21 protein-coding genes and 1 tRNA gene are annotated in these 23,251 nt (G+C 56.1%); 10 read left to right on the top strand and 12 right to left on the bottom strand.

Annotated elements, in window-relative coordinates; genetic code table 11:
• The first annotated feature begins 316 nt into the window (after positions 1-316).
• Positions 317-4,156 carry a beta strand repeat-containing protein gene (locus CPJ18_RS04960; protein ID WP_146258649.1) on the top strand — a complete coding sequence of 1,280 codons (3,840 nt, stop codon included), beginning with the start codon at positions 317-319 and terminating at the stop codon, positions 4,154-4,156.
• A gap of 482 nt (positions 4,157-4,638) precedes the next feature.
• On the opposite strand, the gene araD1 is transcribed toward CPJ18_RS04960, so the two are convergent.
• The 4 genes from araD1 to chvE form a co-directional block, all read right to left on the bottom strand.
• A complete protein-coding gene (gene araD1 / locus CPJ18_RS04955) occupies positions 4,639-5,634 on the bottom strand; it encodes an AraD1 family protein (protein WP_103657225.1) in 996 nt (331 codons plus the stop codon).
• 99 nt (positions 5,635-5,733) lie between these two features.
• Positions 5,734-6,930 (bottom strand): multiple monosaccharide ABC transporter permease, encoded by a 1,197-nt coding sequence (gene mmsB, locus CPJ18_RS04950; protein WP_077103926.1) that lies wholly within the window; start codon positions 6,928-6,930, stop codon positions 5,734-5,736.
• Positions 6,930-8,465 (bottom strand): sugar ABC transporter ATP-binding protein GguA, encoded by a 1,536-nt coding sequence (gene gguA / locus CPJ18_RS04945; RefSeq protein WP_077117838.1) that lies wholly within the window; start codon positions 8,463-8,465, stop codon positions 6,930-6,932. The genes mmsB and gguA overlap by 1 nt, the downstream gene beginning before the upstream one ends.
• Positions 8,466-8,553: 88 nt before the next feature.
• Positions 8,554-9,618, bottom strand: coding sequence for a sugar ABC transporter substrate-binding protein ChvE (gene chvE, locus CPJ18_RS04940; RefSeq protein ID WP_077103930.1), 1,065 nt, complete (start codon positions 9,616-9,618; stop codon positions 8,554-8,556).
• A gap of 263 nt (positions 9,619-9,881) precedes the next feature.
• Here chvE and CPJ18_RS04935 point away from each other — a divergent pair, with 263 nt between their 5' ends.
• Positions 9,882-10,874: a LysR family transcriptional regulator gene (locus CPJ18_RS04935; protein ID WP_103584513.1), complete on the top strand. Its 993-nt coding sequence runs from the start codon at positions 9,882-9,884 to the stop codon at positions 10,872-10,874.
• Positions 10,875-10,934: 60 nt separating this feature from the next.
• Positions 10,935-11,384: a hypothetical protein gene (locus CPJ18_RS04930; protein WP_103657224.1), complete on the top strand. Its 450-nt coding sequence runs from the start codon at positions 10,935-10,937 to the stop codon at positions 11,382-11,384.
• Here CPJ18_RS04930 and CPJ18_RS04925 read toward each other — a convergent pair whose 3' ends face one another.
• The gene (locus tag CPJ18_RS04925) at positions 11,385-11,615 is read right to left on the bottom strand and encodes a hypothetical protein (RefSeq protein ID WP_077117844.1); all 231 of its coding nucleotides are present in this window, start codon (positions 11,613-11,615) and stop codon (positions 11,385-11,387) included.
• Between the two features lie 11 nt (positions 11,616-11,626).
• On the bottom strand, positions 11,627-12,865 hold the full coding sequence (locus CPJ18_RS04920; RefSeq protein WP_103657223.1) for an ROK family transcriptional regulator: 1,239 nt from the start codon (positions 12,863-12,865) through the stop codon (positions 11,627-11,629).
• A 228-nt stretch (positions 12,866-13,093) separates the two neighbouring features.
• Between CPJ18_RS04920 and xylF the strand changes: the two genes are divergently transcribed.
• From xylF to CPJ18_RS04905, 3 genes are all read left to right on the top strand, one after another.
• Complete coding sequence (gene xylF / locus CPJ18_RS04915; RefSeq protein ID WP_077117848.1) at positions 13,094-14,134, top strand: D-xylose ABC transporter substrate-binding protein; 1,041 nt, start codon at positions 13,094-13,096, stop codon at positions 14,132-14,134.
• Positions 14,135-14,269: 135 nt separating this feature from the next.
• Positions 14,270-15,583 carry a sugar ABC transporter permease gene (locus CPJ18_RS04910; RefSeq protein WP_103657222.1) on the top strand — a complete coding sequence of 438 codons (1,314 nt, stop codon included), beginning with the start codon at positions 14,270-14,272 and terminating at the stop codon, positions 15,581-15,583.
• Between the two features lie 20 nt (positions 15,584-15,603).
• Positions 15,604-16,386 carry an ATP-binding cassette domain-containing protein gene (locus tag CPJ18_RS04905; RefSeq protein WP_077117852.1) on the top strand — a complete coding sequence of 261 codons (783 nt, stop codon included), beginning with the start codon at positions 15,604-15,606 and terminating at the stop codon, positions 16,384-16,386.
• A 78-nt stretch (positions 16,387-16,464) separates the two neighbouring features.
• Here the strand turns inward: CPJ18_RS04905 and CPJ18_RS04900 are convergent, their stop codons facing one another.
• Positions 16,465-16,974: a MarR family winged helix-turn-helix transcriptional regulator gene (locus CPJ18_RS04900; RefSeq protein ID WP_244554357.1), complete on the bottom strand. Its 510-nt coding sequence runs from the start codon at positions 16,972-16,974 to the stop codon at positions 16,465-16,467.
• A gap of 459 nt (positions 16,975-17,433) precedes the next feature.
• On the opposite strand from CPJ18_RS04900, the gene CPJ18_RS04890 reads away from it, so the two are divergent.
• Together CPJ18_RS04890 and CPJ18_RS04880 are read left to right on the top strand one after the other, a co-directional pair.
• Positions 17,434-17,510, top strand: a tRNA-Arg gene (locus CPJ18_RS04890).
• 369 nt (positions 17,511-17,879) lie between these two features.
• Positions 17,880-18,095, top strand: coding sequence for a hypothetical protein (locus tag CPJ18_RS04880; protein ID WP_103657220.1), 216 nt, complete (start codon positions 17,880-17,882; stop codon positions 18,093-18,095).
• A gap of 46 nt (positions 18,096-18,141) precedes the next feature.
• On the opposite strand, the gene CPJ18_RS04875 is transcribed toward CPJ18_RS04880, so the two are convergent.
• Both CPJ18_RS04875 and CPJ18_RS04870 read right to left on the bottom strand, forming a co-directional pair.
• Positions 18,142-18,849 (bottom strand): anti-sigma factor, encoded by a 708-nt coding sequence (locus tag CPJ18_RS04875; RefSeq protein WP_103657219.1) that lies wholly within the window; start codon positions 18,847-18,849, stop codon positions 18,142-18,144.
• Entirely contained in the window at positions 18,846-19,400 is a 555-nt protein-coding gene (locus CPJ18_RS04870; RefSeq protein ID WP_245445328.1) for a sigma-70 family RNA polymerase sigma factor, read from the bottom strand. The genes CPJ18_RS04875 and CPJ18_RS04870 overlap by 4 nt, the downstream gene beginning before the upstream one ends.
• 191 nt (positions 19,401-19,591) lie before the next feature.
• Here CPJ18_RS04870 and CPJ18_RS04865 point away from each other — a divergent pair, with 191 nt between their 5' ends.
• Entirely contained in the window at positions 19,592-20,380 is a 789-nt protein-coding gene (locus CPJ18_RS04865; protein WP_103657381.1) for a DUF4394 domain-containing protein, read from the top strand.
• 45 nt (positions 20,381-20,425) lie between these two features.
• On the opposite strand, the gene CPJ18_RS04860 is transcribed toward CPJ18_RS04865, so the two are convergent.
• The 3 genes from CPJ18_RS04860 to CPJ18_RS04850 are packed head-to-tail and all read right to left on the bottom strand — an operon-like array spanning position 20,426 to position 22,284.
• Positions 20,426-21,430, bottom strand: coding sequence for an alpha/beta fold hydrolase (locus CPJ18_RS04860; protein ID WP_103657217.1), 1,005 nt, complete (start codon positions 21,428-21,430; stop codon positions 20,426-20,428).
• 42 nt (positions 21,431-21,472) lie between these two features.
• Positions 21,473-21,889, bottom strand: a complete 417-nt coding sequence (locus CPJ18_RS04855) for a DUF2177 family protein (protein ID WP_103657380.1) — start codon at positions 21,887-21,889, stop codon at positions 21,473-21,475.
• Between the two features lie 23 nt (positions 21,890-21,912).
• Positions 21,913-22,284 (bottom strand): DUF2147 domain-containing protein, encoded by a 372-nt coding sequence (locus CPJ18_RS04850; protein WP_067644635.1) that lies wholly within the window; start codon positions 22,282-22,284, stop codon positions 21,913-21,915.
• A 176-nt stretch (positions 22,285-22,460) separates the two neighbouring features.
• On the opposite strand from CPJ18_RS04850, the gene CPJ18_RS04845 reads away from it, so the two are divergent.
• Positions 22,461-23,249: a DUF1295 domain-containing protein gene (locus tag CPJ18_RS04845; protein WP_103657216.1), complete on the top strand. Its 789-nt coding sequence runs from the start codon at positions 22,461-22,463 to the stop codon at positions 23,247-23,249.
• The last annotated feature ends 2 nt before the right edge of the window (positions 23,250-23,251 follow it).

The raw sequence follows: 23,251 nt of genomic DNA, 5'->3' as shown, positions 1-23,251 counted from the left end.
GTGCGGCACGTGTTCCAAAAGCGTCGCCCTTAAAGCGAAGCTCTAATGTCTGATGGCGTAGGGATCAGAACCCCATAAGAGTTCTGTACGCATGATGCCCTTCCAAGCGCCGGCTCACACGAGCCATGTTCTGCTTAATCTTGCTATTGTCCAGAACGGACTCTCACTCGAGCGACGCAACCGTCGAGCGGATGAGACACTTTGTCAGTTCGCGCAAAAGCGCATCCGGGGGATCGGATGCGGCCTTATGGCTGCGCGGCGCGAGATTGACACGGTGGGTGGCGCTTTGGCCAGTTATCAACGGGGGCACGTGTCCATGACTTCAATTATCTCTTCACTTTCTGTCAAACAGATTTCAAACCTTACAACCAGCACCATTAATAGCTTAAAATCCGATGACGTCGCAGCTTTGAGCGCCAAGCAGGTCGCGTCTTTATCGTCGGCGCAGATCGCCGCGTTCAAAACTGACACGATCAGCTCATTCACCACTGCCTCGATCTCTGCTATCTCCGCCAAAGCCATCGTCGGTTTGAGCGTCGATCAGCTTGGTGCCATCGGTTCGGAACAGGTTTCCGTCCTTTCGGCTACCCAGATCGTCGCGCTTTACTCGAGCCAATTCGATGCTCTCTCGTCCGAGAACATCGAGGCACTGACCAGCTCGCAGGTTGCAGTGCTGACAGCCGCGCAGCTTGGTACACTGTCCTCTGACGAACTCAACAGCTTCTCGACCGGCGAAATCGCAGCTCTCAGCGCCAAGACGCTCACAAGCCTGTCGACGTCAGCACTGGCCGGCCTGAGCACGGATAAGCTCGTCGCACTCACCGCCACGCAGATTGCATCGCTGTCGAATGTCCAGGTCGCATCCATCACTTCGGACCAGATCACGGCACTGACATCCACACAGCTGAGCTCTCTGACCGCAAAGCAGATCGTTTCTGTTACGACGGAAGCTCTGGCAGGTCTGCAGTCCACACAGGTCGGTTCACTGAAGACCGCACAGATCGCTGCCCTGACCTCCACCCAGCTCAGCGCTCTCGACACTGATAAAATCGAAGCCCTGACAAGCTCGCAGGTCGCCGCTTTGACTGCAGCGCAGGTCAGCTCTCTCGACAGCGATGAAATCAACCGCTTCGCCTCGGAAGACATTGCCGCCCTCAGCGTTGCTGCCCTTACAGGCCTGACCACAACTGCTCTTGCAGGCCTTGGCACCGATAAGGTTGTCGCATTGACAGCTGGACAGGTTTCCAAGCTCAGCACGGCCCAGGTTGCTTCCATCACATCCGATCAGCTCGGCGTACTGACAAGCGGTCAGATCGCTGGTTTGACGGCTGTACAGGTCAAGGCGATCACAACACAGGCCCTGACTGGCTTGCAGAGCACGCAGGTTGGTTCTCTGTCTGCCACGCAGGTTGGTGCACTCACTGTTGACCAGTTGTCGACCTTCAACTCCGAAAACGTAGAAGCGTTGACGCAGGTACAGGTTGGTGCACTGAGCGCCGCTCAGGTTGCGACACTCTCCTCTGACGAACTCAACAGCTTCTCTACCGGCGAAATCGCAGCTCTCAACGTCAAGTCCCTCACAAGCCTGACGACGGGAGCACTAGCCGGTCTGAGCACGGACAAACTCGTCGCACTCACCGCCACGCAGGTTGCAGCGCTGTCGAATGCCCAGGTCGCATCCATCACTTCGGATCAGGTTACGGCACTCACATCCACGCAGCTGGGCGCTCTCACTGCAAAGCAGATCGTGTCTGTCACAACCGACGCTCTCGTAGGTCTGCAGTCCACTCAGGTTGGCTCGCTGAAGAATGCCCAGATCGCTGCTCTGACCACTGCACAGCTCGCAAGTCTCGACTCCGACAAGATCGAAGCCCTGACAAGCTCGCAGGTTAGCGCTCTGACCGCGGCACAGGTTGCCACGTTCGATAGCGATGAACTCAACCGCTTGGCATCGGAAGACATCGCCGCTCTCAGCGTCGCTGCCCTCACAGGCTTGACCACAACTGCTCTTGCAGGCCTTGGCACCGATAAGGTTGTCGCTTTGACAGCTGGACAGGTTTCCAAGCTCAACACGGCACAGGTCTCTTCCATCACATCCGATCAGCTCGGCGTATTGACAAGCGGTCAGATCGCTGGTTTGACAGCTCTACAGGTCAAGGCGATCACAACCCAGGCCCTGACTGGCTTGCAGAGCACGCAGGTTGGTTCCCTGTCAGCTTCGCAGGTTTCCGCACTCACCGTCGATCAGTTGTCAAGCTTGAGCTCCGACAACATCGAGGCTCTCAGCAGCTCGCATGTCGCAGCCCTGAGCGCCGCTCAGATTGCAACACTGTCCTCTGACGAACTCAACAGCTTCTCCACCAGTGAAATCGCAGCTCTCAATGTCAAGGCACTGACCGGCCTGACGACAGGAGCACTGGCTGGCCTGAGCACGGATAAACTCGTCGCACTCACCGCCACGCAGGTTGCGGCGCTGTCGAATGCCCAGGTCGCATCCATCACTTCGGACCAGATCACGGCACTTACATCCACTCAGCTGGGCGCTCTCACTGCCAAGCAGATCGTGTCTGTCACAACCGACGCTCTGGTAGGTCTGCAGTCTACACAGGTTGGCTCGCTGAAGAATGCCCAGATCACTGCTCTGACCACCGCACAAATCGCAAGTCTCGACTCCGACAAGATCGAAGCCCTGACAAGCTCGCAGGTCAGTGCCCTGACAGCAGCACAGGTTGCCACGTTCGATAGCGATGAACTCAACCGCTTGGCATCGGAAGACATCGCCGCTCTCAGCGTCGCTGCCCTCACAGGCTTGACCACAACTGCTCTTGCAGGCCTTGGCACCGATAAGGTTGTCGCATTGACAGCTGGACAGGTTTCCAAGCTCAACACGGCCCAGGTTTCTTCCATTACGTCCGACCAGCTCGGCGTATTGACAAGCGGTCAGATCGCTGGGTTGACGGCTCTACAGGTCAAGGCAATCACAACACAGGCCCTGACTGGCTTGCAGAGCACGCAGGTTGGTTCTCTGTCTGCTGTGCAGGTTGGTGCCCTCAGCGCCGATCAGTTGGCGACCTTCAACAGCGACAATATCGAAGCGCTGACGCAGGTACAGGTTGGTGCGCTGAGCGCCGCTCAGGTTGCGACACTGTCCTCTGACGAACTGAACAGCTTCTCTACCGGTGAAATCGCAGCTCTCAACGTCAAGTCCCTCGTAAGCCTGACGACGAGTGCACTAGCCGGTCTGAGCACGGATAAGCTCGTCGCCCTCACCGCCTCGCAAGTTCAGGCGCTGTCTACTCTGCAGGTTGGATCGGTCACCTCGGACCAGCTTATGGCGCTCACCACAACCCAGATCGCCTCTTTGACCGCCGGTCAAATCGGGGCTCTGACAACCGAAATGCTGAAGGGTCTTCAGAGCAATCAGGTCGAAGCTCTCAGCAACAAGCAGCTGACGGCACTGACCACTGCACAGTTGGCAGCATTCAGCTCCGACAACATCATCGCTCTGACCACGTCTCAGGTCGGTGCGCTGAGCGCAGCACAGGTCGCGACCTTCGATAAGGACGAACTGAACAGCTTCGCAACTGGAGAGATTGCCGCACTGAGCGCAGCAGCCCTTTCCGGCTTGACGACAGCAGCACTTGCTGGTCTGGACACTGACAAGGTTGTCGCTTTGACAGCTGGACAGCTTTCCAAGCTCAACACGGCCCAGGTTGCTTCCCTAACCTCCGATCAGCTCGGCGTACTGACGACCACTCAGATCGCTGGATTGTCTGCTCTACAGGTAAAGGCGATCACAACCGAAGCCCTGTCGACATTGACAAGCAATCAGGTTGTTGGACTGTCCGCAGTACAAGTTGGAGCACTTACCGCCGGTCAGCTGGCAACCTTCAACTCTGACAACATCGCTGCACTGACGGAAACGCAAGTGAAGGCGCTGAACTCTGCACAGGTCGCAACATTGAGCAGTGATGAACTCAACAGCTTCACCACAGCTGAAATCGCTGCACTGAGCGTCGGTTCGCTCGCTGGATTGACGACAGATGCGATTACCGGACTGACAGACACCATTATTGATGGTCTGACAGACGCGCAGAAGCAGTCTCTCAACGACCAACAGGTAGCCGCCATTATTGCTGCTTATGGCAACGCATAAACTCACCGGCTATTACTGAAATCGAACGGCGCGACTTAGGTCGCGCCGTTTTTGTTTGCGGGATATGCACTCGCTGCTGTCGTAGACAGCAAAGCGCTCACTCCCCTTTTAAAGAAGACCGTATTCAGCACTCCGTCTTTCTAAAGACTCAAGCGCCAACACACGAATGCGAATCCGCCAGCCGTGTACCATTGAAGTGACAGAACTCTTGCTACGCACAGCAAGGGCGATGCGACATGGACGCTCACACCTCTCTAGCCGAGAGGGAGCGAGAGCATTTATCAGTGCTGATGGATAAGGGATGACAGTTCAAGCATTCCCTACTGCGACATGAAAATCACTCAAGCACCGCTTTTACTCTCTGCAAAGAATAGAGACAGGGAATGTGCTTTAGGTAGGGATAACAAAACAATAGATCAAGCCAAACAAAAAAGCCCCGAACGGTTGCGTTCGGGGCTTATCGTCGGCATCAAACCGAGAACTTAAAGCTGATGGATCACAACCGGCTCTTCCATCTCAACCCGCAGCGCATTGCGCAAAGGCAGGCCGAAACCGGCCGCTTCGATTTCGAACACATCGCCTGCTTCCGGTTTCACACCGTCAGCGAAAGACAGTGTCGCGGTGCCGAACATGTGCACATGCACTTCGCCGGCTGCGCGGAACAGGCCATACTTGAAGTGGTGATATTCGAGGTTGGCGAAGGTGTGCGACATGTTATCTTCGCCCGACAGGAACGGCTTTTCAAAAATCACCTTTCCATCGCGCAGGATACGTGAGGTTCCGCGAATATCCGATGGCGGTGCGCCGACGCGGATTTCCGGGCCGAAGCTGGCTGGGCGCAGCTTGGAATGGGCGAGATAAAGATAGTTGATCCGCTCGGTAACGTGGTCGGAGAACTCGTTGGAGACAGCAAAACCGATGCGGAACGGCTCGCCCTTGTCCGATATCACATAGATACCAGCCATTTCCGGCTCTTCACCGCCATCGAGCGCAAAGGATGGAGAAACAAGTGCCGCGCCGGGCGATGTCGCCACATGACCGTTGCCCTTGTAGAACCACTCGGGCTGAACGCCCTTCTCACCGGCCTTCGGCTTGCCATTCTCAAGACCCATCTTGAACATCTTCATGGAGTCCGTGAGGCTCTCGTCGGATGATTCACTGGTCTTCTTGTGCATGCTGTCACGCGTGGCGGCCGAACCAAGGTGGGTCAGGCCTGTGCCCGTCAGATGCAGATGCGCAGGATCCGGATGGGTAATCGGCGGCAGGAAACGGCCTTCCGCATAAGCTTCTTCGAGATCGACAGCATCGCCGTAGCCGCGCGCGGCAACGACATCGGCCAGCGACTTTCCGCCATTGGCGGCCTCCAGGGCCAGTGCATAAACGGAGCCTGCATTGTTGACGGCACGCGCTTGCCCACCCTCTTCACGAACGGCGACGATGATATTTCCGCTCGCATCCTTGATCTGAGAAATCAGCACGGTAGTTCCTTTCAAAGACGTTATGACGCCTGCATCTCATGGAAGTGGCCGGAAACCGGCCACTCATGTCGTTCAATCTCTGGTAAGCCGATCTTTCGATCAGCCCTTGTTCTTGTTGTAAACGTCGAAGAACACGGCAGCCAAAAGCACAAGACCCTTGACCATCTGCTGGAAGTCGATGCCGAGGCCGACAATCGACATACCATTGTTCATAACGCCCATGATGAAGGCACCGATGACGGCACCGGTGATCTTGCCAACGCCGCCGGAGGCCGAAGCACCGCCGATAAAGCAGGCTGCGATCACGTCGAGTTCGAAGCCCGCACCCGCCTTTGGCGTTGCCGAGTTCAAGCGTGTGGCGATGATCATGCCAGCAAGACCGGCGAGAACACCCATGTTGACAAAGGTCAGGAAGCTCAGGCGTTCGGTGTTGATACCGGAAAGCTTGGTCGCCTTCTCATTGCCGCCCATCGCGTAGATGCGGCGGCCGATTGTCGTGCGGCGTGTGACGAAGCTGTAAACGGCAATCAGGACCAGCATCACGATCAGCACGTTCGGCAGACCACGATATGTCGACAACTGATAGCCGAGGAACAGGATCGCAGCAGCGATCAAAACGTTTTGAACCAGAAAGAAACCAAATGGCTCGACATCGATGCCGTGGCGCACATTGACCTGACGACGACGAAGGCCGAGCACGAACAACGCAATGGTAATTGCAAGCGTAAGAACCATCGAGGTCGTGTTGAAGCCTTCGATACCGCCGATGTCGGGCAGGAAGCCTGTGCTGACCACCTGAAAATCGATCGGGAACGGGCCGATGTTCTTACCGCCCAAAACGAACAGCGTCAGTCCGCGGAACACGAGCATGCCAGCAAGCGTCACGATGAACGACGGAATGCGGTGATAGGCAATCCAGTAGCCCTGCGCTGCGCCGATCAAACCGCCGACGCCGAGGCAGATTAACGCCGCCAGAAGCGGGTTCATGCCCCATTGCACAGTCAAGATGGCCGCAACCGCGCCGACAAAGGCAACGATGGAGCCGACCGAAAGGTCGATATGGCCTGCGACGATAACCAGCAACATGCCGAGCGACATGATGACGATGAACGAGTTCTGCAGGATCAGGTTCGTCAGGTTAACCGGGCGAAACAGAATGCCGCCGGTGTAAAACTGGAAGAAAACCATGATGGCGACGAGCGCAATCAGCATGCCGTATTCCCGGATATTGGACCGGATATACGAGCCGACTGAGATGACGTTGCTTTCTTCGGTGGATGTGTTGGCCGAACTCATCAGTTCTTCTCCCCTGAGCGCATGATAGCGCGCATGATACTTTCCTGGCTCGCCTCTCCCTTCGGCAATTCCGCGACAATGCGTCCTTCGTTCATAACGTAGATGCGGTCACAATTGCCGAGCAGTTCAGGCATTTCAGATGAGATCATCAGAACACCTTTTCCTTCGGCGGCGAGCTGGTTGATAATGGTGTAGATTTCATATTTCGCACCGACGTCGATACCGCGCGTCGGTTCGTCCAGAATGAGAACGTCAGGGTTGGAGAACAACCATTTCGACAGCACGACCTTTTGCTGGTTGCCACCGGAAAGGTTGACCGTTTCCTGGAAAATTCCCGAAGACCGGATGCGCAGACGCTTGCGAAAATCATTCGCGACCGACATTTCCTTGTGGTCGTCGATAACGCTTGCAGACGACACACCGGCCAGATTGGCAAGCGTCGTGTTGTGCAAAATATTATCGTTGAGCACGAGACCCAGATGTTTGCGGTCTTCAGTGACGTAAGCGAGACCGGCATCGATGGCTTTGCGAACGGTACTGACATCCACTGGCTTGCCGTGGATCATCACGTCGCCGGTTATCTTGTGACCATAGGACTTGCCGAACACGCTCATGGCGAATTCAGTGCGGCCGGCACCCATAAGCCCTGCAATACCAACAACCTCGCCCTTGCGGACATTGATGTTGATGTCGTGAAGCATCTGGCGATCACGGTGCTGCTGGTGATAGGCGTTCCAGTTCTTCACTTCCAGAATGGTCTCGCCGATCGGCACGTCGCGTGGTGGATAACGGTCTTCGAGATCGCGGCCCACCATATTGCGGATGATGACGTCTTCGCTGATCTCTTCGTTGTGACAGTCGAGCGTCTTCACCGTCATGCCATCGCGCAGAACGGTGATCTGGTCTGCAACCTTGCGCACTTCGTTCAGCTTGTGCGTGATGATGATGGAAGTCAGGCCCTGCTTGCGGAACTCGATCAGCAGGTTGAGAAGCGCTTCCGAATCGCTCTCGTTCAGCGAAGCCGTGGGCTCGTCGAGGATCAGCAGCTTAACGCTCTTTGAAAGAGCCTTGGCGATTTCAACCAGCTGCTGCTTGCCCACACCGATGTCGGTGATCAGCGTTTCGGGCGATTCCTTCAGGCCGACTTTCTTCAAAAGCTCGCGCGTACGATTGAACGTCTGCTGCCAGCTGATGACGCCATTGGTGGCGATCTCGTTTCCGAGGAAAATGTTTTCGGCGATCGACAGAAGCGGCACCAGTGCCAGCTCCTGGTGGATGATGATGATGCCGATTTCCTCGCTATCGTTGATAGCTTTGAAATTGCGTAGCTCACCTTCATAATGAATTTCGCCTTCATAGGTGCCAGCGGGGTAAACACCCGAAAGGACCTTCATGAGGGTCGACTTTCCAGCGCCATTTTCGCCAACGAGTGCGTGTATTTCACCTTGGCGAACCTTCAGGTTCACGTTCTCCAGCGCTTTTACGCCCGGGAACGTCTTGGTGATGTTCCGCATTTCGAGGATGGTATTGTCCATGTCAAAATCCAGCGCCGTACAGTCCGGCGTTCTTATGTGGAGAAGCGGGGATGGACATCACGCCCACCCCCGCCACGGTCATATAATCTTACTTGAGCTGGTCTTCTTTGTAGTAACCGCCATCAACGAGAACCTGCTTGTAGTTCTCCTTGGTAACAGCAACTGGCTTCAGCAGGTAGGAAGGAACGACTTTGACGCCATTTTCATAGGTCTTGGTGTCGTTGACTTCAGGCTCTTTGCCCTGCATCGCAGCGTTGACCATGCCAACAGTGACCTTAGCGAGTTCGCGTGTGTCCTTGAAGATGGTGGAATACTGTTCGCCAGCAATGATCGACTTGACGGAAGGAACTTCAGCGTCCTGACCGGAAACGACCGGCAGTGGCTGGTCCTTCGAGCCATAGCCTACGCCCTTGAGCGAGGAGATGATGCCGATGGAGATACCATCGTAAGGCGACAGAACGGCGTCAACCTTTGCGTCTGTGTAGTAAGCAGACAGAAGGTTGTCCATGCGTGCCTGGGCTGTTGCAGGATCCCAACGCAGCGTACCGACCTTGTCCATGCCCATCTGGCCGGACTTCACGACGAGCTTACCGCTGTCGATGTAAGGCTTGAGAACAGACATTGCGCCATCATAGAAGAAGAAGGCGTTGTTGTCGTCTGGCGAACCGCCGAACAGTTCGATGTTGAATGGACCCTTGCCGTCTTTCAGGCCAAGCTTGTCAGCAATCGAAGTCGCCTGCAGAACGCCAACCTGGAAGTTGTCGAACGTGGCGTAGTAGCTGACGTCGCCGCTGTTGCGGATCAGGCGGTCATAAGCGATGACCTTAATGCCCTGCTGGCCAGCCTGCTTGAGAACGTCCGACAGCGTGGTGCCGTCGATGGACGCGATAACCAGGACCTTAACGCCCTTGGTGACCATGTTCTCGATCTGGGAAAGCTGATTCGGAATGTCGTCGTCAGCATACTGAAGATCGGTTGTGTAACCGGCTTCCTGAAGCTGCTTGACGATGTTGTTACCATCGTCGATCCAGCGTGCGGAGGACTTCGTTGGCATAGCAATGCCGACAGCGCCCTTGTCCTGCGCCCATACAGGCGAAGCAAATGCTGCAGCGCCGATGGCACAGGCTGCAAACAACGAAATGACTGATTTCATAAAACTCTCTCCCTTGAAACCCTTTTAGGCATCATACTCCACGATGCCCCGACAAATTCACGCCCGAGCGTAGGAGTCTAACTTACTCGAACGGATTGCAAACACAATCCGATCTTTCACCGCTCCTCCTCGGCACCGGCGCAAACTGTTCTGAATCCATATAACTGTCAAATACAATATAAGACTTTTCCTATATCATTTTTGATATATTAAATCGATATAATCCCATCAACCATTTTTTAACGCGGCGGAAACGGCACTTTATGGAACGAAATGGAACGAACAGTTTCGAATTTTTGTCGTTAACTGAAGACAACCCCCTGTTGCGCGCAGGGCTGAAAATGTCCCATTTGCGCATGCTTGTGACCATTGAAGAACACGGCCAGGTAAGTGCTGCGGCGGCAGCGCTGAATATGACCCAACCTGCCGCATCGCGCATGTTGTCCGAAATGGAGGCCATTGTTAAGAGCCCCTTATGTCAGCGCGCATCTCGGGGAGTCGTGCTGACGCAGTTTGGTGAAGCCCTTGCAAAACGCGCAAAAAAGATTCTTCTCGAGTTGAGAGAGGCCAGCCGCGAACTGGCGCAGATGAAATCCGGCAGCGGCGGATCGGTCTTTATCGGCTCCGTGACCGCGCCAGCGATCAGCTTGGTGGTGCCCGCGCTTCGCAAGGCGATGGACACCTATCCCGGCATCGAGGTCAATGTGCAGGTCGAGACCAGCAACATTTTGGCCCGGGAGCTGCTCGCCGCCCGCCATGATTTCGTCATTGGCCGCATACCTGATGACATCGATCCCGCCCTCTTTAACGCCCATGAGATCGGCATCGAACGCGCCTGTCTTCTGGTAAGAAAGGACCATCCTCTTCTGCAAGCCGCGCCAGCGCAACTGGAGGATTTGTCGGAGTACGACTGGGTGTTTCAGCCACCCGGCGCGCTGTTAAGACGAACCATGGAAGACGTTTTCTTGTCTCAGGGCGTCGCTTTGCCCCGCAACATCATCAACACCCCGTCGATCGTCCTGACGCTGGCCATCGTGACGCAAACCAACGCAATAGCGCCGATTGCCTTTGAAATGGCGCAGTTCGTTTCAGGTCAGCACTCGCCAATGGGCGATATCAGAATTCTCCCAACCGAGTTCGAGCTCAACGTCAAACCCTACAGCCTGATCGTCACCAAGGACCGCGCATTGCCGCCCAGTGCCCAACTGCTCTACGATCTGGTGCTGGAAGAAAGCCTCAACCTGACCTGGACCTGACGACGCAAGCCAGACGCCACGTTCGTGTGATCGAATCGACAGATCAACAGGAAAGTTTAGATGCTGTTCGGACAGTCCGTTTTTCAGTCAGTGGTGGAACGCCTCGAGCGTGAGGTGGAAGACAATCCACAAATCGAAGAGACGGCATCCGCCTCCGGCATCAAAAGCTTCAGTGCCAGTCTCGTCTTCGACACCGCGACTCAAGACCCGGCAACGTCCAACCTTCCCCTTGATTCGTATCTCGGCTTTCTGGAGGAGCCATTACCGCCGCCTGCCCCTGAACCGGAACAGATGCCAGCCTATCTGGAAAAAACATCACTCAGCGACGTCTCGGACGAACTGGCAATCGGGGAAAAGGACACCGTGGAGAGTCTGAGTGAAAAGCGCCGAAGCTTCGCACGCCTCAATCATCCAGATGCGGTCAGTCCACAATTCCGGGATAACGCCAACCGGCGCATGACGGCTGCCAATCTGCTGATCGATCAGGCGATTCGGTTTCTCGAGAGATAACTACGCTTCGTCAGGTGGGACGGATGCAGGTTCCTCGACCTTTTCCGGCGGTGGCTTGAAGGTGATCAGCAGAACGTAGGCGGAATATACCGCAACACCACCCACAACGGTCGCCCAGAAAATCTCGTGATTGACGAACTCGATGATGGCCCAGCCCGCGCAGAACCCGACGATCAGCAGCCTGACCCACAGAGGCCGGTAGATGGGGTGGCTCGTATCGATGATCAGCATATCGTCTCCATTCAACGTGCCAGCGGCGCTTGAGATATCTGCGGCGCTGCCATGCCAGACATCACGATATCTCCGTCCAGACGGGACAATGCAAGCCCCATATGGCCTTCGAAAACCAAAGTCTGCTCATCTGGCACGATTGTGATCTGCGGTACACCGCCAATCCGGATGGCATTCGTCTGCACCATACCATCATGAATGCTGGCTTTCAGCAGGTCGAAGAAACGTGTCCCCGGCCCGGTCACGAAAACGGGCATATGGCCGTACAGGCTGAACAACCGTGAAAGTCCGTTCCCGAGCGCCAGCCCTGCTTGCCGAAAGGCAAAGGCCGCCATGCGGTTGCCGGAGCGGGCGGAAGCGGCGATCTTTTCCACCTCTGCAATGGGTACGAATTTCGCGGGGATCGTATTTGTTGGAACCTCGAAAGCCGAACGCAAAATTCCGTAGAACCCACAATAGGCCTCGACGCACCCCTTCGCACCGCAACGACACAGCGCTCCATCCGGCATGTGCAGCATATGCCCGAAATTGGGTGCAACGACATCGGCGCGCTCATTATCACGCTCGCGCGCGACACCAAGCCCGATGCTATGCCCCAATGAAAGGGCTGCGAGGGTACCTGTCTGACCCGTTTCCTGGCGTGTACGAACCCAGAGCGCTTCTGCTGCCAGCAGCGTTTCGTTGTACAGGTAGATCCGCGCCTGGAAATGAGAAGACAGCACTTCTCGAAACTCCACCCGCACCTCCCCCAAAACGGGGGACCAGACCAGGGTCGCACTGGTGGGATCGACCAACCCTTTGCTGCTGATGGATATGTGCAGCACGGCGCTAGGGGCAATCTTGGAACGGCTGGCGAGCCTCAGCAGGCCGTCTAGAACCGCTCGACCGAAATCAGCACCCGTGTCAGCGGCCCTGCCCTCTGCGAAGCGGTCCATCAGCGTACCGGTGAAATCTACCAGCGAATATTGGACCGCATCGGAGGATATGACGACCACTGCGACATAGCCAAAGCGCCGGTTTGGCTGAAACAGCACCCTGGGGCGCCCCCTGCCCGACGATGCCTGTTGCTCGGTTCGTTTGATGAGCTCGACACGCTCCAGCTCGGCGGTGATGACAGATACGGTGGCCGAAGCAAGACCGGTCAATGCGGCAAGGTCTGTGTGTGAAAGGTCGCCATGGCGGCGCAGGGCGGTCAACGTTCGTAGACTGTTTTGTTGTCGCACCAGCTCTGTGCTTGCTATGGCCGACATTGCGCTCCGGTTCCTCCGCCTGTTTTCACCGCCATAAACCTTGTGGGACCAAGCCGCAACCAAGGCCACGAAAGCCGCTGGTACCGCCTGTTGACAGTCTCAGGATTCTCTGACATTTAATTTCTCGACTGTCGAGAAAAAATGCTTTTGGCGTAGCTCGGCAGGTTTTCAGGCGATCGCGCGGGCATGGAGGTGCCTTAGCGTTTCGTCGTTACCCGGGAGGACATCATGAATTCATTTGCCAAGTTGTTGGCGGGTACAGCCGTACTCGTTTCTCTGCATACGGTCGCCGTTGCTGCCGATCTCGTTGTCGGCGTGTCCTGGTCGAACTTCCAGGAAGAACGCTGGAAGACCGACGAAGCCGCCATCAAGGACGCGCTGAAAGCGTCCGGTGCAAAATACATTTCCGCAGATGCGCAGACATCCGCCGCAAAGCAGCTGACCGACATCGAAAGTCTTATTGCGCAGGGTGCCAATGCACTGATCGTGCTTGCGCAGGATTCCAGCGCGATTGGGCCAGCCATCGAGAAGGCCAATGCCGAAGGCATTCCAGTCGTCGGTTATGACCGCCTGATCGAAAACCCCAGCACCTACTACATCACCTTCGACAACAAGGAAGTCGGCCGCTTGCAGGCCAAGGAAGTCTTCAAGATCAAGCCGACGGGCAATTACGTCTTCATCAAGGGCGGCTCGACGGACCCGAACGCCAACTTTGTCTTCTCCGGCCAGATGGAAGTGCTGAAAGACGCCATCGCGTCCGGCAAGATCAAGAATGTCGGCGAAGCCTATACCGACGGCTGGAAGCCGGAAATCGCTCAGAAGAACATGGAGCAGTTCCTAACCGCCAACAACAACAAGGTCGATGCGGTCGTCTCGTCCAATGATGGCATGGCAGGCGGCGTTGTCGCAGCCCTTGAAGCGCAGGGTCTTGCCGGCTCTGTCCCCGTTTCCGGTCAGGATGGCGACAAGGCGGCACTGAACCGCGTGGCACTCGGCACCCAGACTGTTTCCGTTTGGAAAGACAGCCGTAAGCTCGGCAAAAAGGCGGGCGAAGTCGCCGTTGCGCTGGCCAAGGGTACGAAGATGGAATCGCTTGAAGGCACCGTCAAATTCAAGGGCGGCACCAATGGTGTTGAAATGAGCTCATACTTCCTAGAGCCACAGGCCATAACCAAGGACAATCTGAACGTTGTTCTGGATGCCAAATGGATCACCAAGAGCGAACTTTGCCAGGGCGTGAAAGCTGGCACTGCCGCCGCGTGCAAATAAAGCCGTAACGAGCCTCCCGAACTGAAGCACAACGGCATTCATTTCGGGAGATCTCAACCGAAAGCGTCGCAGGGTTTACCCTGCGGCGGCACCGGGACGTGCAAGTCATGATATATTTCAGGGAGCACTAGAAACATGGCGGAACAAACCATTGCCGCACCATCGTCCGGTGCACAGACAGAGCGGGGAAACCCGTTGCGCCGTTTCTTGAACGCGACGGAAATAGACACCCGCCTGCTGGGCATGGTGATTGCACTCTTCGCGATCTGGGTTGGTTTTGAAATTCTGTCGGGCGGCCTCTTCCTGACATCACGCAATCTCTGGAACCTCTCGGTGCAGGCTGCATCCGTTTCGGTCATGGCCACCGGCATGGTGCTCGTCATCGTCACCCGCAATATCGACCTGTCGGTCGGGTCGATCCTTGGCTTCGTCGGCATGATCATGGCCGTGACACAGACGCGGTTTCTGCCCGGCTGGCTCGGCTACGACCACCCCATGTCATGGATGGTGGCTTTGAGCGTCGGCATCGCACTGGGTGCCGCCATCGGCGCATTTCAGGGTGTCATCATCGCTTTCATGAACGTGCCATCCTTCATCGTGACGCTCGGTGGCCTTCTGGTGTGGCGCGGAGCGGCCTGGATGGTGACCAGCGGCGCAACGGTCGCGCCTATGGATACACGTTTCCGCCTGATGGGTGGCGGTGCCGATGGCTCCATCGGCGCAACGGCAAGCTGGGTCGTCGGCATCATCGCCTGCGTCCTCATCGTTTTATCCATCCTCAATTCGCGAAGACAGCGCAAACGGTTTGGCTTTCCGCTGAAGCCTGTTTGGGCCGAGTATTTTATGGGCCTGATCGGCTGTGGAATCGTGCTCGGCTCCGTAGAGGTTCTGAACAGCTATTACATGCCCACCAATCTCGCCCGCAAATATGCCGAGGCCAACAATATGGCATGGCCGGATGCGGGGCTGGAGATATCCCTGGGCATCGCCATACCGGTGCTGATTGCCCTTGGCATCGCCATCGTCATGAACTTCATCACCAACCGCACCCGCTTCGGTCGTTATGTGTTTGCTATCGGCGGCAACCCGGAGGCCGCGGTGCTGGCTGGCATCAAGACACGCTGGGTCACGGTCAGGATTTTTGCGCTGATGGGCGCGCTCTGCGCCATAGCGGCGGCCATCTCCACAGCCCGCCTCAATGCCGCGACCAATGCGCAAGGCACGCTGGACGAGCTATATACCATCGCCGCAGCCGTCATCGGCGGCACCTCGCTCGCCGGTGGCGCCGGCACCATAGCTGGTGCCATTCTGGGTGCGGTTGTCATGCAATCGCTCAATTCCGGCATGGTGCTTCTGGGAATGGATACGCCTTTGCAGAGCATTGTCATCGGCATCGTGCTTGTCATGGCCGTGTGGCTGGACACCGTTTATCGCGCCAGAGCCAAATAATAAAAAGAGGAGTTTCCGATATGACGGACCAATCCACTCCGCTTGTGGAAATGCGCAATATTTCCATCTCTTTCGGCGGCATCCACGCGGTGGAAAACGCCTCGGTCGATCTTCACCCCGGTGAGGTCGTGGCGCTGCTGGGCCACAACGGCGCGGGCAAATCGACGTTAATCAAAGTCCTGTCTGGCGCTTACCGTCGCGACGGCGGCGAAATCCTGATCAATGGTGAAGAGGTCGATATCCGCAATCCACGCGATGCCAAGAAATACGGCATCGAAACCATCTACCAGACACTGGCCGTCGCAGATAATGTCGATGCCGCCGCCAATCTTTATCTGGGCCGCGAGCTGCGCACCCCATGGGGCACGCTGGATGATGTGGCCATGGAAGCTTCCGCTCGTGAGGTCATGGGCCGCCTCAACCCCAACTTCAAGCGCTTCAAGGAGCCGGTGAAAGCGCTTTCCGGCGGCCAGCGCCAATCTGTCGCCATCGCCCGCGCTATCCTCTTCGATGCCCGCATTCTCATCATGGATGAGCCGACAGCGGCATTGGGCCCACAGGAAACCGCTCAGGTCGGCGATCTCGTCAAGGAACTGAAGAAAGAGGGGATCGGCATCTTCCTCATCAGCCATGACATCCACGACGTCTTCGATCTCGCAGACCGGGTTTTCGTCATGAAGAACGGCAAAGTGGTCGGCCACGCCAGAACGCAGGATGTGACCAAGGACGAAGTGCTTGGCATGATCATTCTTGGCAAGGTACCACCGGGCGCAACGGCAGGCCCCGGCGCGATGAAAATGTGAGAGCGCGAAAAGCAATAAAAAAGGTGCGACAGAACCGCACCTTTTCAATCCTAGACACTTGATCAGGAACTGCGTTGATCAGTCCTGAATACGGCGCAGAAGGCCAACCAGCTGGTCACGCGCTTTTTCGCCACCGAGACGATCGATCAACTTGGCTTCGTGACTTTTCCATATCTGGGAAATCTCTTCCAGAACGGAACGACCTTCGTCAGTCATCTCAATATAGTGGACACGGCGGTCGGAATCGGACCGGCGTCTTTGCAGAAGCCCCTTGTCCTCGAGACCATCGATAATGGCCACGAAGTTAGCACGCTGAATTCCCAGCGCTTCGGCCACATCGCTCTGCTTCAAGCCGGTATTGTTGGCGACGACGATCAAAACTGAAAAATCGGCGGGTCGAAGGCCGAATTCGAACAGGCTCTCGTTAAACTCGCTCACAACCGATAGCTGAGCACGTCGCAGCCGATAAACAACAGCTTCGGATAGGATCGAATAATCAATTTCACCTTTGGAAACCAGTGGCGCTTCATCAGCCTCCACATAGGTCATCTTACCTCTGCCATGCTCGAATGCGAGACCTATCGTCATATCCGTCCCCTTTGATTCGCCTTTGAATTATTCTCAAATTACCCAATTATGTTTATTAGAACAAGGTTTAATAATAGATAAAGCAAAGATATAAAGTTTTGCTCCGTGACTTATCAGCGTCGTCTCAAGTTAGCGCAAACATAACAGAGGCTGCATATTTATCTCCGCGTTTAACGCGCCGCCCCCTAAGAAATCCCCATCTCCGACAGGAAGCCATATGATTTATACGAAGGTCAAACGACAAATGATGAAAGGGACAATCGTCAAAAAAATACTCAAAATTTCATCGTCCCAATATTTTATTGTTCAATTTTTGAGCGAGAAAAACCAATATTTAAACAGGAATTTCTGCATAACCACCGCTTCACAGAACGCCATATCAATTTTACGCATTGATGCGAAAGACAAGCTGGGTTAAGAACCAATCGCTGTCAGATGCGATTCATCGCACACACGGATGCACCCGTAGCTCAGCTGGATAGAGTGTTGGATTCCGATTCCAAAGGTCACAGGTTCGAATCCTGTCGGGTGCGCCATGTTTTTCTACTGTCCATCAGGAATAATCCACCAAAAAAGCTGGACGAGGTCCCGCCACGTCCTGACCATACCCTCCCAGGCAGTAACGGCCTGCCCATAGGCATAAATCGCCAAAAGCGTGATAGCGAACAATACCAGCCACGGCCAGATGGCGCGTCTTCGTCGCTGTGTTTTTCCCGCAGGATCTTCCGGCCCGCTCAATTGCAAATCCCATCTTCCGTCAGTCTCGGCACCTAACGTGAAAACCGAAGGGTCTGCAACCCGATAAAAAGTCTTGTTGACTCATTCAATATTGAGAACATAAGTAGAACGTCATTGACACCGGGGCGGGTGTTTCCACTGACCATGCGGCATTGAGGCTCTGAAAAATGGAGATTGAGAACGTGCAGCCGGAGATAACCAAAGCCGTCAAAGATGTGGCTGAATACATTTTGCAATGCCATGACGGAGACGCCACAGCCGCTATCGAAGCGATGCAGGAAGAGATTGAACACCTGCAGCACCAGCTCAGTCTGGCCGTTGTTGCAATGGGCAGAGGCTACACGAGGGGGTGGGTGCCGAGTGAAGGGCGCGATGGCGTATGACCATCCGCCGAAGCCATCGTCAAAAAACGACGTATCCGGTGCGTCACTACAACGGTATCTTCGCAAGTCCCTTGACCAATATCGGCCCTGTCGGCCTGCCCGTTGGCGATCCGCCTGTTTGCTCCAGCGTGATTTCGTAGAGCTGTTTGTCCTTGGGCCGCGGAAGCGATGGCGTTGCGAGTTTGGCGGAGCGATGTTCGTTCAGCAGCCCTAGGGAAACAGGGCCGGTTTCCTGGTTGGGAAGGGTCCAGACCTGCATGGTTTTCCCCTCAGGCACAGTGAAGTCGGCAAGCAGACGGATGCTGGCCTGTTCATTGCTGAAATCCTCGACGATCGCCTGGGGTTCGCCCGCATCGTTCAGCAAAATCGCGATGACGACCGGGTCCACCTTGCGCATTAGAGACCAGCCGAGACTTGCGGTCAGCAACAGCGATGCAGCCAGAGACGCGACGGCTGTTCGCTTCCAGACATGGAGACGGTTGTCGTTGGATGGGGCGGGACGCTCGTGAGCGTTCTGCTTTTCTTGCGTGCCACTCAAATCGGCATCGATCCGCTGCCAGAGCGACGCGCTTGGCGTGGCTTCGTCCACGGATAGGTCGAGCGGCAGAAAGCGTTCGCGGCTCGTGGCGATGGCATCGCGCAGTTCGTCATCCTTGTGGCTTTCGGTCTCCACGCGTCGGCTTTCGTCGTCATCGAGAAGGCCGAGGACATATTCATCCGCCAAGCGGGCCATGTCTTCCCTTGATATCGTCATGCCATGCACTCCCGAAGCGAGGAAAGGCCGCGTCGTATCCACGATTTCGTCGTTCCCAGTGGCACCTTCAGCCGCCCGGCGATTTCGCCATGCGTATAGCCGCCCACATAGGCCATGAGGATGCCGCGACGTCTGGTTTCATCCAGGGTCGATAGGCAATCGCGAAGCCTGCTGTTCTGATCCAGCCGGTGCCAGGACGTCATAATGTGTTCGACGTGCTGCGCCTCCTGCAGCGTATCCAGATGGTCGTCGGCCACCAGATCTTCGCGCTTGCCGTCCCTGAGCATGTTGAGTGCGCGGTTGCGAACGATGGCGTAGATCCAACCGCGTGCGGAGCCACGTTCCGGCGCATATTGAGATGCGTTTTTCCAGATGCGGATAAAGGCTTCCTGAACGACCTCTTCGGCCAGATCGCGTCTGCGCACGATGCGTTCGGCCACGGCAATCAGCCGCCCGGCCTCCTTGTCGAAGATCAACCGCAAGCCGTTTCGATCTCCCTTGGCACATGCGTGAAGCGCTGCACCAAAATCGTCCGCTTGTGTCTGCTTCACGTCCAAAGAGGCTCTCCCGATGACCATACCGTTTCAGAAAATCATACACATGAAAGAGGGGCATGGATGCAAATCACAAAAAAATTTAGACCGCTGCATCCAAACGACCCTCCCCATGTGTCTAACCTTCAAGAGCGATGGAAAGCATCCGCTGGCCGCCTCTTGAAACGGATCAAACACGGGAGAAAGATATGACCATCCTTCGCACAGCATCGATTGCCTCTGCCCTGCTAGCAGCAACAGCTACCTTTGCCTCGGCAGCACCTGTTCTGGGTCTAACCGGCGACAAGACACTCGTCATGTTCGATACCGAAAAACCTGCCGTCACGAAGACCATGGATGTCACCGGCGTGGACAAGCTGGTCGGCATCGATTTCCGTCCCGGCAACAAGACCGTCATCGGCGTAACACCTGATAACACCATCGTTTCGATCAACCTGGAAACGGGTGCCGCCACCGAAGTTGCGAAAATGGACAAGCCTTTGGCCATGACCCAGGCTCCTGTCATCGTGGACTTCAACCCCATGGCAGACCGCCTTCGCTACATGACCGGCACCACCAACCACCGCGTACACCCGGATACGGGTGCCGTAACCGTCGATGGTACGCTGGCCTATGAAGACGGCGACATGCACAAGGGTGAAACACCGAATGTCGTGGCTGCCGCCTATACCAATTCCTATGGCAAGCCTGAAAAGACCGCGATGTACAACATCGATGCCACCATCGGTGCGCTGGTTCAGCAGACGAAGCCAAATGACGGAACGCTGAAGGCCATCGGCAAGCTCGGCATCGACGGCAAGCCCGCAACCTATGCCTTCGACATTCAGACGACTGCGGAAGGCAAGAACACCGCATGGCTGGCAGCAGACAAGACGCTTTACACCGTCGATCTGGAAACCGGCAAGGCAACGAAGGTGGCTGATGTGACCGGCGTCGAAACACCTATCCGCGCTATCGCCGTTCTCCCTGCCGCGTAAGCTGGCGGAACAAGGACTGGCCGGTTTCAGACCGGCCAGTTTTCTTTACTTGCCGTCATTGGCGATTTTGGCTTCCAGCGTTTTCGCAATGGCCTTCAGATTGCGTTTTTTGCCAGCGATTTTTTCGATTGCGGCAACGGCCAGATCGCTGGCCACATAATCCGATTTATGTCCGAGATTATGCACGACGATAAGCTCTGCACCGCTGACGTCCCGTGCCAGATGGCGTGAGTGGATTTCGGTCGAGACGACCTTGTCGGCATCGCCGGCGATGATAACCGTCGGTGCCTTTATGCTGCGAAATCCGGCAGAGGCGGTTTTGGCCCAGGCGTTGAGACCCGCAACCTCCTGCGCATTGTGGCGAAAGGCGACGGGGCGCAGAGCCTGATAGGCTTTCGTTTTGGATATGTAGTCCGCAGGGCGTGGATTGGGCGCAAAGACGGACTTCACAGCACCGTCGATCACCAAAGCACCGGCGGCGGGCGCAATCAGCGTGCTGAACAGCACGCCAGCCACAGGCACACTGGCGGCATCATAATACCAGGAAACGCCGCCCGGCCATGGGTACAGGGCTGGCGACAGAAACACCAATCCCTCGACCATGTCCTTGTGCCGCATAGCGAAGGCCGCCGTTATCGCGCCCCCAAAGGAATGCCCGACGATAATCGCCTTGCGGATGCCGCGCTTTTTCATCAGCCGCGCGATAGCGTCTGCCTGCGCATCCGGCTGGATATTGTCTTTAGGCCCGATATCGGAGCGCCCGTGACCGGGCCTGTCGACAAACAACAGCGTCGCCTTGCCTTCCAGCTTGTCGCGGAACGTATACATGGGGTCATAAAGGCTGGTGCTGGCACCGTGGATGAAAACGATGGGCGGAAGCGTCGCGCCCTTTTTCGCGGGCAAAAGGACGCTGTTCAGCTTGAAGCCACCAACATCGATTTTGACCTCGCCGGACTTGAGTGCGCTATCGATTTTTTCAGAAGCCAAAGCGCCTCCCCCAAGCATCATCGCGAAGACGATACCACACATACCAACGAGATAAGATGCCATGATAACCCTGCAAGGAGTAGAAAATCGTGTAGGCTCGGATATCTAGCGGACGACGCGCCCGCTCACTTTCTCAGTCACCCAGTGTCCAGCGCAGGCTGAAATGGCAGACAGAAGAGAACCCCAGATCAGATCCGCAACCGTCAGCGTCGTGGACCAGTTGGCCAAGGTTGCCTGGTTGGTGAGATCGTAGGTGCCGTAAGCCATGAAACCCAACAGACCGCCATAAAGAAACGACGTGCCGAATTTGGCGGTGACCAGTCCGGGGCGTACCGCAAAGAAGGTCAGGCCGGCCGCATACATAAGGTAGAATAACACGGCAGGCATCAGGCGAAACTCCGCCGCCAGCATATCGCCGAGCGCCGGTCTGTAGAGCACATTTGCCATGACGCTGAGCCAGACGAAGTCAATCGCGACGAAGACGACCAAAGTCGAGAGATAGGCAACCACACGTTTTTTCATTCCAAACCCAGCCTTTCCAATCATTACTGTATGCGAGACCAGTCGACGCCCTTGCAGATGATGCCTGCCAGAACACAGCCCTTGGTCGTCATCGTATCGCCCTTGACCGAAACGGTCAGTTTGTAGGTGAGGTCGCGCTGTGGATCGAACGCGGTCCCGGCATATTCACCGTCAGAGGTCGGCTTGATGCTCATGACCAGCCGGTCGCCGGTCTTTTCTTTCGGCGTGCCGGGTTTGATCCAGGTGTTGGTCGCGCAGATGTCCGAACCGCATGGCGCGATCTGCACTTTCGCGTTGCCGTCACCGCGCGCCCACTGGCCGTTAATGTCGGCAGCGGAAGCACTCCCTGCGCAAGCGAGTACAATGCAGGCTGCATATTTCACTAAAGCTTTCATGACAGTTTCCTCCACGGCGATGCATTGGCATCGGCTTTTGCAGAGTAGAACGGTCGAAACGCCAATTTGGATCACTTGTCGTCGTCGGATCATTTTTACTCAGACATGAAAACCAAATCGGTCGCCTGACCGTAGTCTATGAAAAAGCACAGCGATTTGATGGGAAGACCCTTGCGATGAATTATGGACTGCTGATCGTGATCGCCATCGGCCTTAGTCTTGCAATGACCGCGGCCTGGGCCATCCAGAGAAAAACTGGTGCCAGCGGCTGGATCGATACGATCTGGTCTTTTGCGATCGGCATCGGCGGTCTTGCCGTCATCGTGGCGGCGGACGGTACGTTCGAGCGGCGCGTCGCTGCTTTCCTGATTGTCGCTATATGGTCGATCCGGCTTGGAAGCCACATCGGTTCGCGCACAAAAGGTGGTGGCGAGGACCCGCGCTACGCCAAGCTGGTCGAGGAATGGGGCACCAAGGCCAGCCGCCGCCTGTTCCAGTTCCTGCAAATCCAGGCACTGGCAGGGTTCATCCTCGTGCTTGCAGTCTATGTTGCGGCCTCCAACGGCTCTCAATTCCCCGGCATTCTGGATATTGCAGGTATCATTGTAGCCTTGGTAGCTTTGGTTGGTGAAGCCCTGTCGGACCGTCAGCTTGCGCATTTCCGCAAGAAGCCGGAGGCAAAGACTGAAATCTGCGAGGAAGGTTTCTGGCGTTATTCGCGCCATCCCAATTATTTCTTCGAGTGGCTGTTCTGGTGTGCGTGGCCGCTGCTGGCGCTGACGGGTTCATCGCCGTGGAGCTGGGCCGCGCTGCTGGCCCCTGCCCTCATGTATTGGCTGCTGGTTCATGCGTCGGGCATTCCCCCGCTTGAAGAGCACATGCTGCGGTCACGAGGCGAAAAATTTCGCTCGCTCCAGCGCCGCGTCAACGCATTTTTTCCCGGACCGAGAAAAGAGGAGGAATAACC

The organism is Agrobacterium rosae (assembly GCF_002915175.1).
Lineage (GTDB): Bacteria > Pseudomonadota > Alphaproteobacteria > Rhizobiales > Rhizobiaceae > Agrobacterium > Agrobacterium rosae.
The sequence above is the reverse complement of the archived record's forward strand: the minus strand, read 5'-3'. Positions and strand labels throughout refer to the sequence as shown.

What these genes read in the sequence shown, in the direction of transcription:
- CPJ18_RS04855 (WP_103657380.1), bottom strand. Translation starts at nt 21,889, where the DNA reads ATGAAAAAACGTGTGGTTGCCTATCTCTCGACTTTGGTCGTCTTCGTC.
- CPJ18_RS04850 (WP_067644635.1), bottom strand. Translation starts at nt 22,284, where the DNA reads ATGAAAGCTTTAGTGAAATATGCAGCCTGCATTGTACTCGCTTGCGCA.
- CPJ18_RS04910 (WP_103657222.1), top strand. Translation starts at nt 14,270, where the DNA reads ATGGCGGAACAAACCATTGCCGCACCATCGTCCGGTGCACAGACAGAG.
- CPJ18_RS04860 (WP_103657217.1), bottom strand. Translation starts at nt 21,430, where the DNA reads ATGGCATCTTATCTCGTTGGTATGTGTGGTATCGTCTTCGCGATGATG.
- CPJ18_RS04960 (WP_146258649.1), top strand. Translation starts at nt 317, where the DNA reads ATGACTTCAATTATCTCTTCACTTTCTGTCAAACAGATTTCAAACCTT.
- CPJ18_RS04925 (WP_077117844.1), bottom strand. Translation starts at nt 11,615, where the DNA reads ATGCTGATCATCGATACGAGCCACCCCATCTACCGGCCTCTGTGGGTC.
- xylF (WP_077117848.1), top strand. Translation starts at nt 13,094, where the DNA reads ATGAATTCATTTGCCAAGTTGTTGGCGGGTACAGCCGTACTCGTTTCT.
- CPJ18_RS04865 (WP_103657381.1), top strand. Translation starts at nt 19,592, where the DNA reads ATGACCATCCTTCGCACAGCATCGATTGCCTCTGCCCTGCTAGCAGCA.
- CPJ18_RS04920 (WP_103657223.1), bottom strand. Translation starts at nt 12,865, where the DNA reads ATGTCGGCCATAGCAAGCACAGAGCTGGTGCGACAACAAAACAGTCTA.
- CPJ18_RS04845 (WP_103657216.1), top strand. Translation starts at nt 22,461, where the DNA reads ATGAATTATGGACTGCTGATCGTGATCGCCATCGGCCTTAGTCTTGCA.
- chvE (WP_077103930.1), bottom strand. Translation starts at nt 9,618, where the DNA reads ATGAAATCAGTCATTTCGTTGTTTGCAGCCTGTGCCATCGGCGCTGCA.
- CPJ18_RS04900 (WP_244554357.1), bottom strand. Translation starts at nt 16,974, where the DNA reads ATGACGATAGGTCTCGCATTCGAGCATGGCAGAGGTAAGATGACCTAT.
- CPJ18_RS04930 (WP_103657224.1), top strand. Translation starts at nt 10,935, where the DNA reads ATGCTGTTCGGACAGTCCGTTTTTCAGTCAGTGGTGGAACGCCTCGAG.
- CPJ18_RS04935 (WP_103584513.1), top strand. Translation starts at nt 9,882, where the DNA reads ATGGAACGAAATGGAACGAACAGTTTCGAATTTTTGTCGTTAACTGAA.
- CPJ18_RS04875 (WP_103657219.1), bottom strand. Translation starts at nt 18,849, where the DNA reads ATGACGATATCAAGGGAAGACATGGCCCGCTTGGCGGATGAATATGTC.
- mmsB (WP_077103926.1), bottom strand. Translation starts at nt 6,930, where the DNA reads ATGAGTTCGGCCAACACATCCACCGAAGAAAGCAACGTCATCTCAGTC.
- CPJ18_RS04880 (WP_103657220.1), top strand. Translation starts at nt 17,880, where the DNA reads ATGGAGATTGAGAACGTGCAGCCGGAGATAACCAAAGCCGTCAAAGAT.
- gguA (WP_077117838.1), bottom strand. Translation starts at nt 8,465, where the DNA reads ATGGACAATACCATCCTCGAAATGCGGAACATCACCAAGACGTTCCCG.
- CPJ18_RS04905 (WP_077117852.1), top strand. Translation starts at nt 15,604, where the DNA reads ATGACGGACCAATCCACTCCGCTTGTGGAAATGCGCAATATTTCCATC.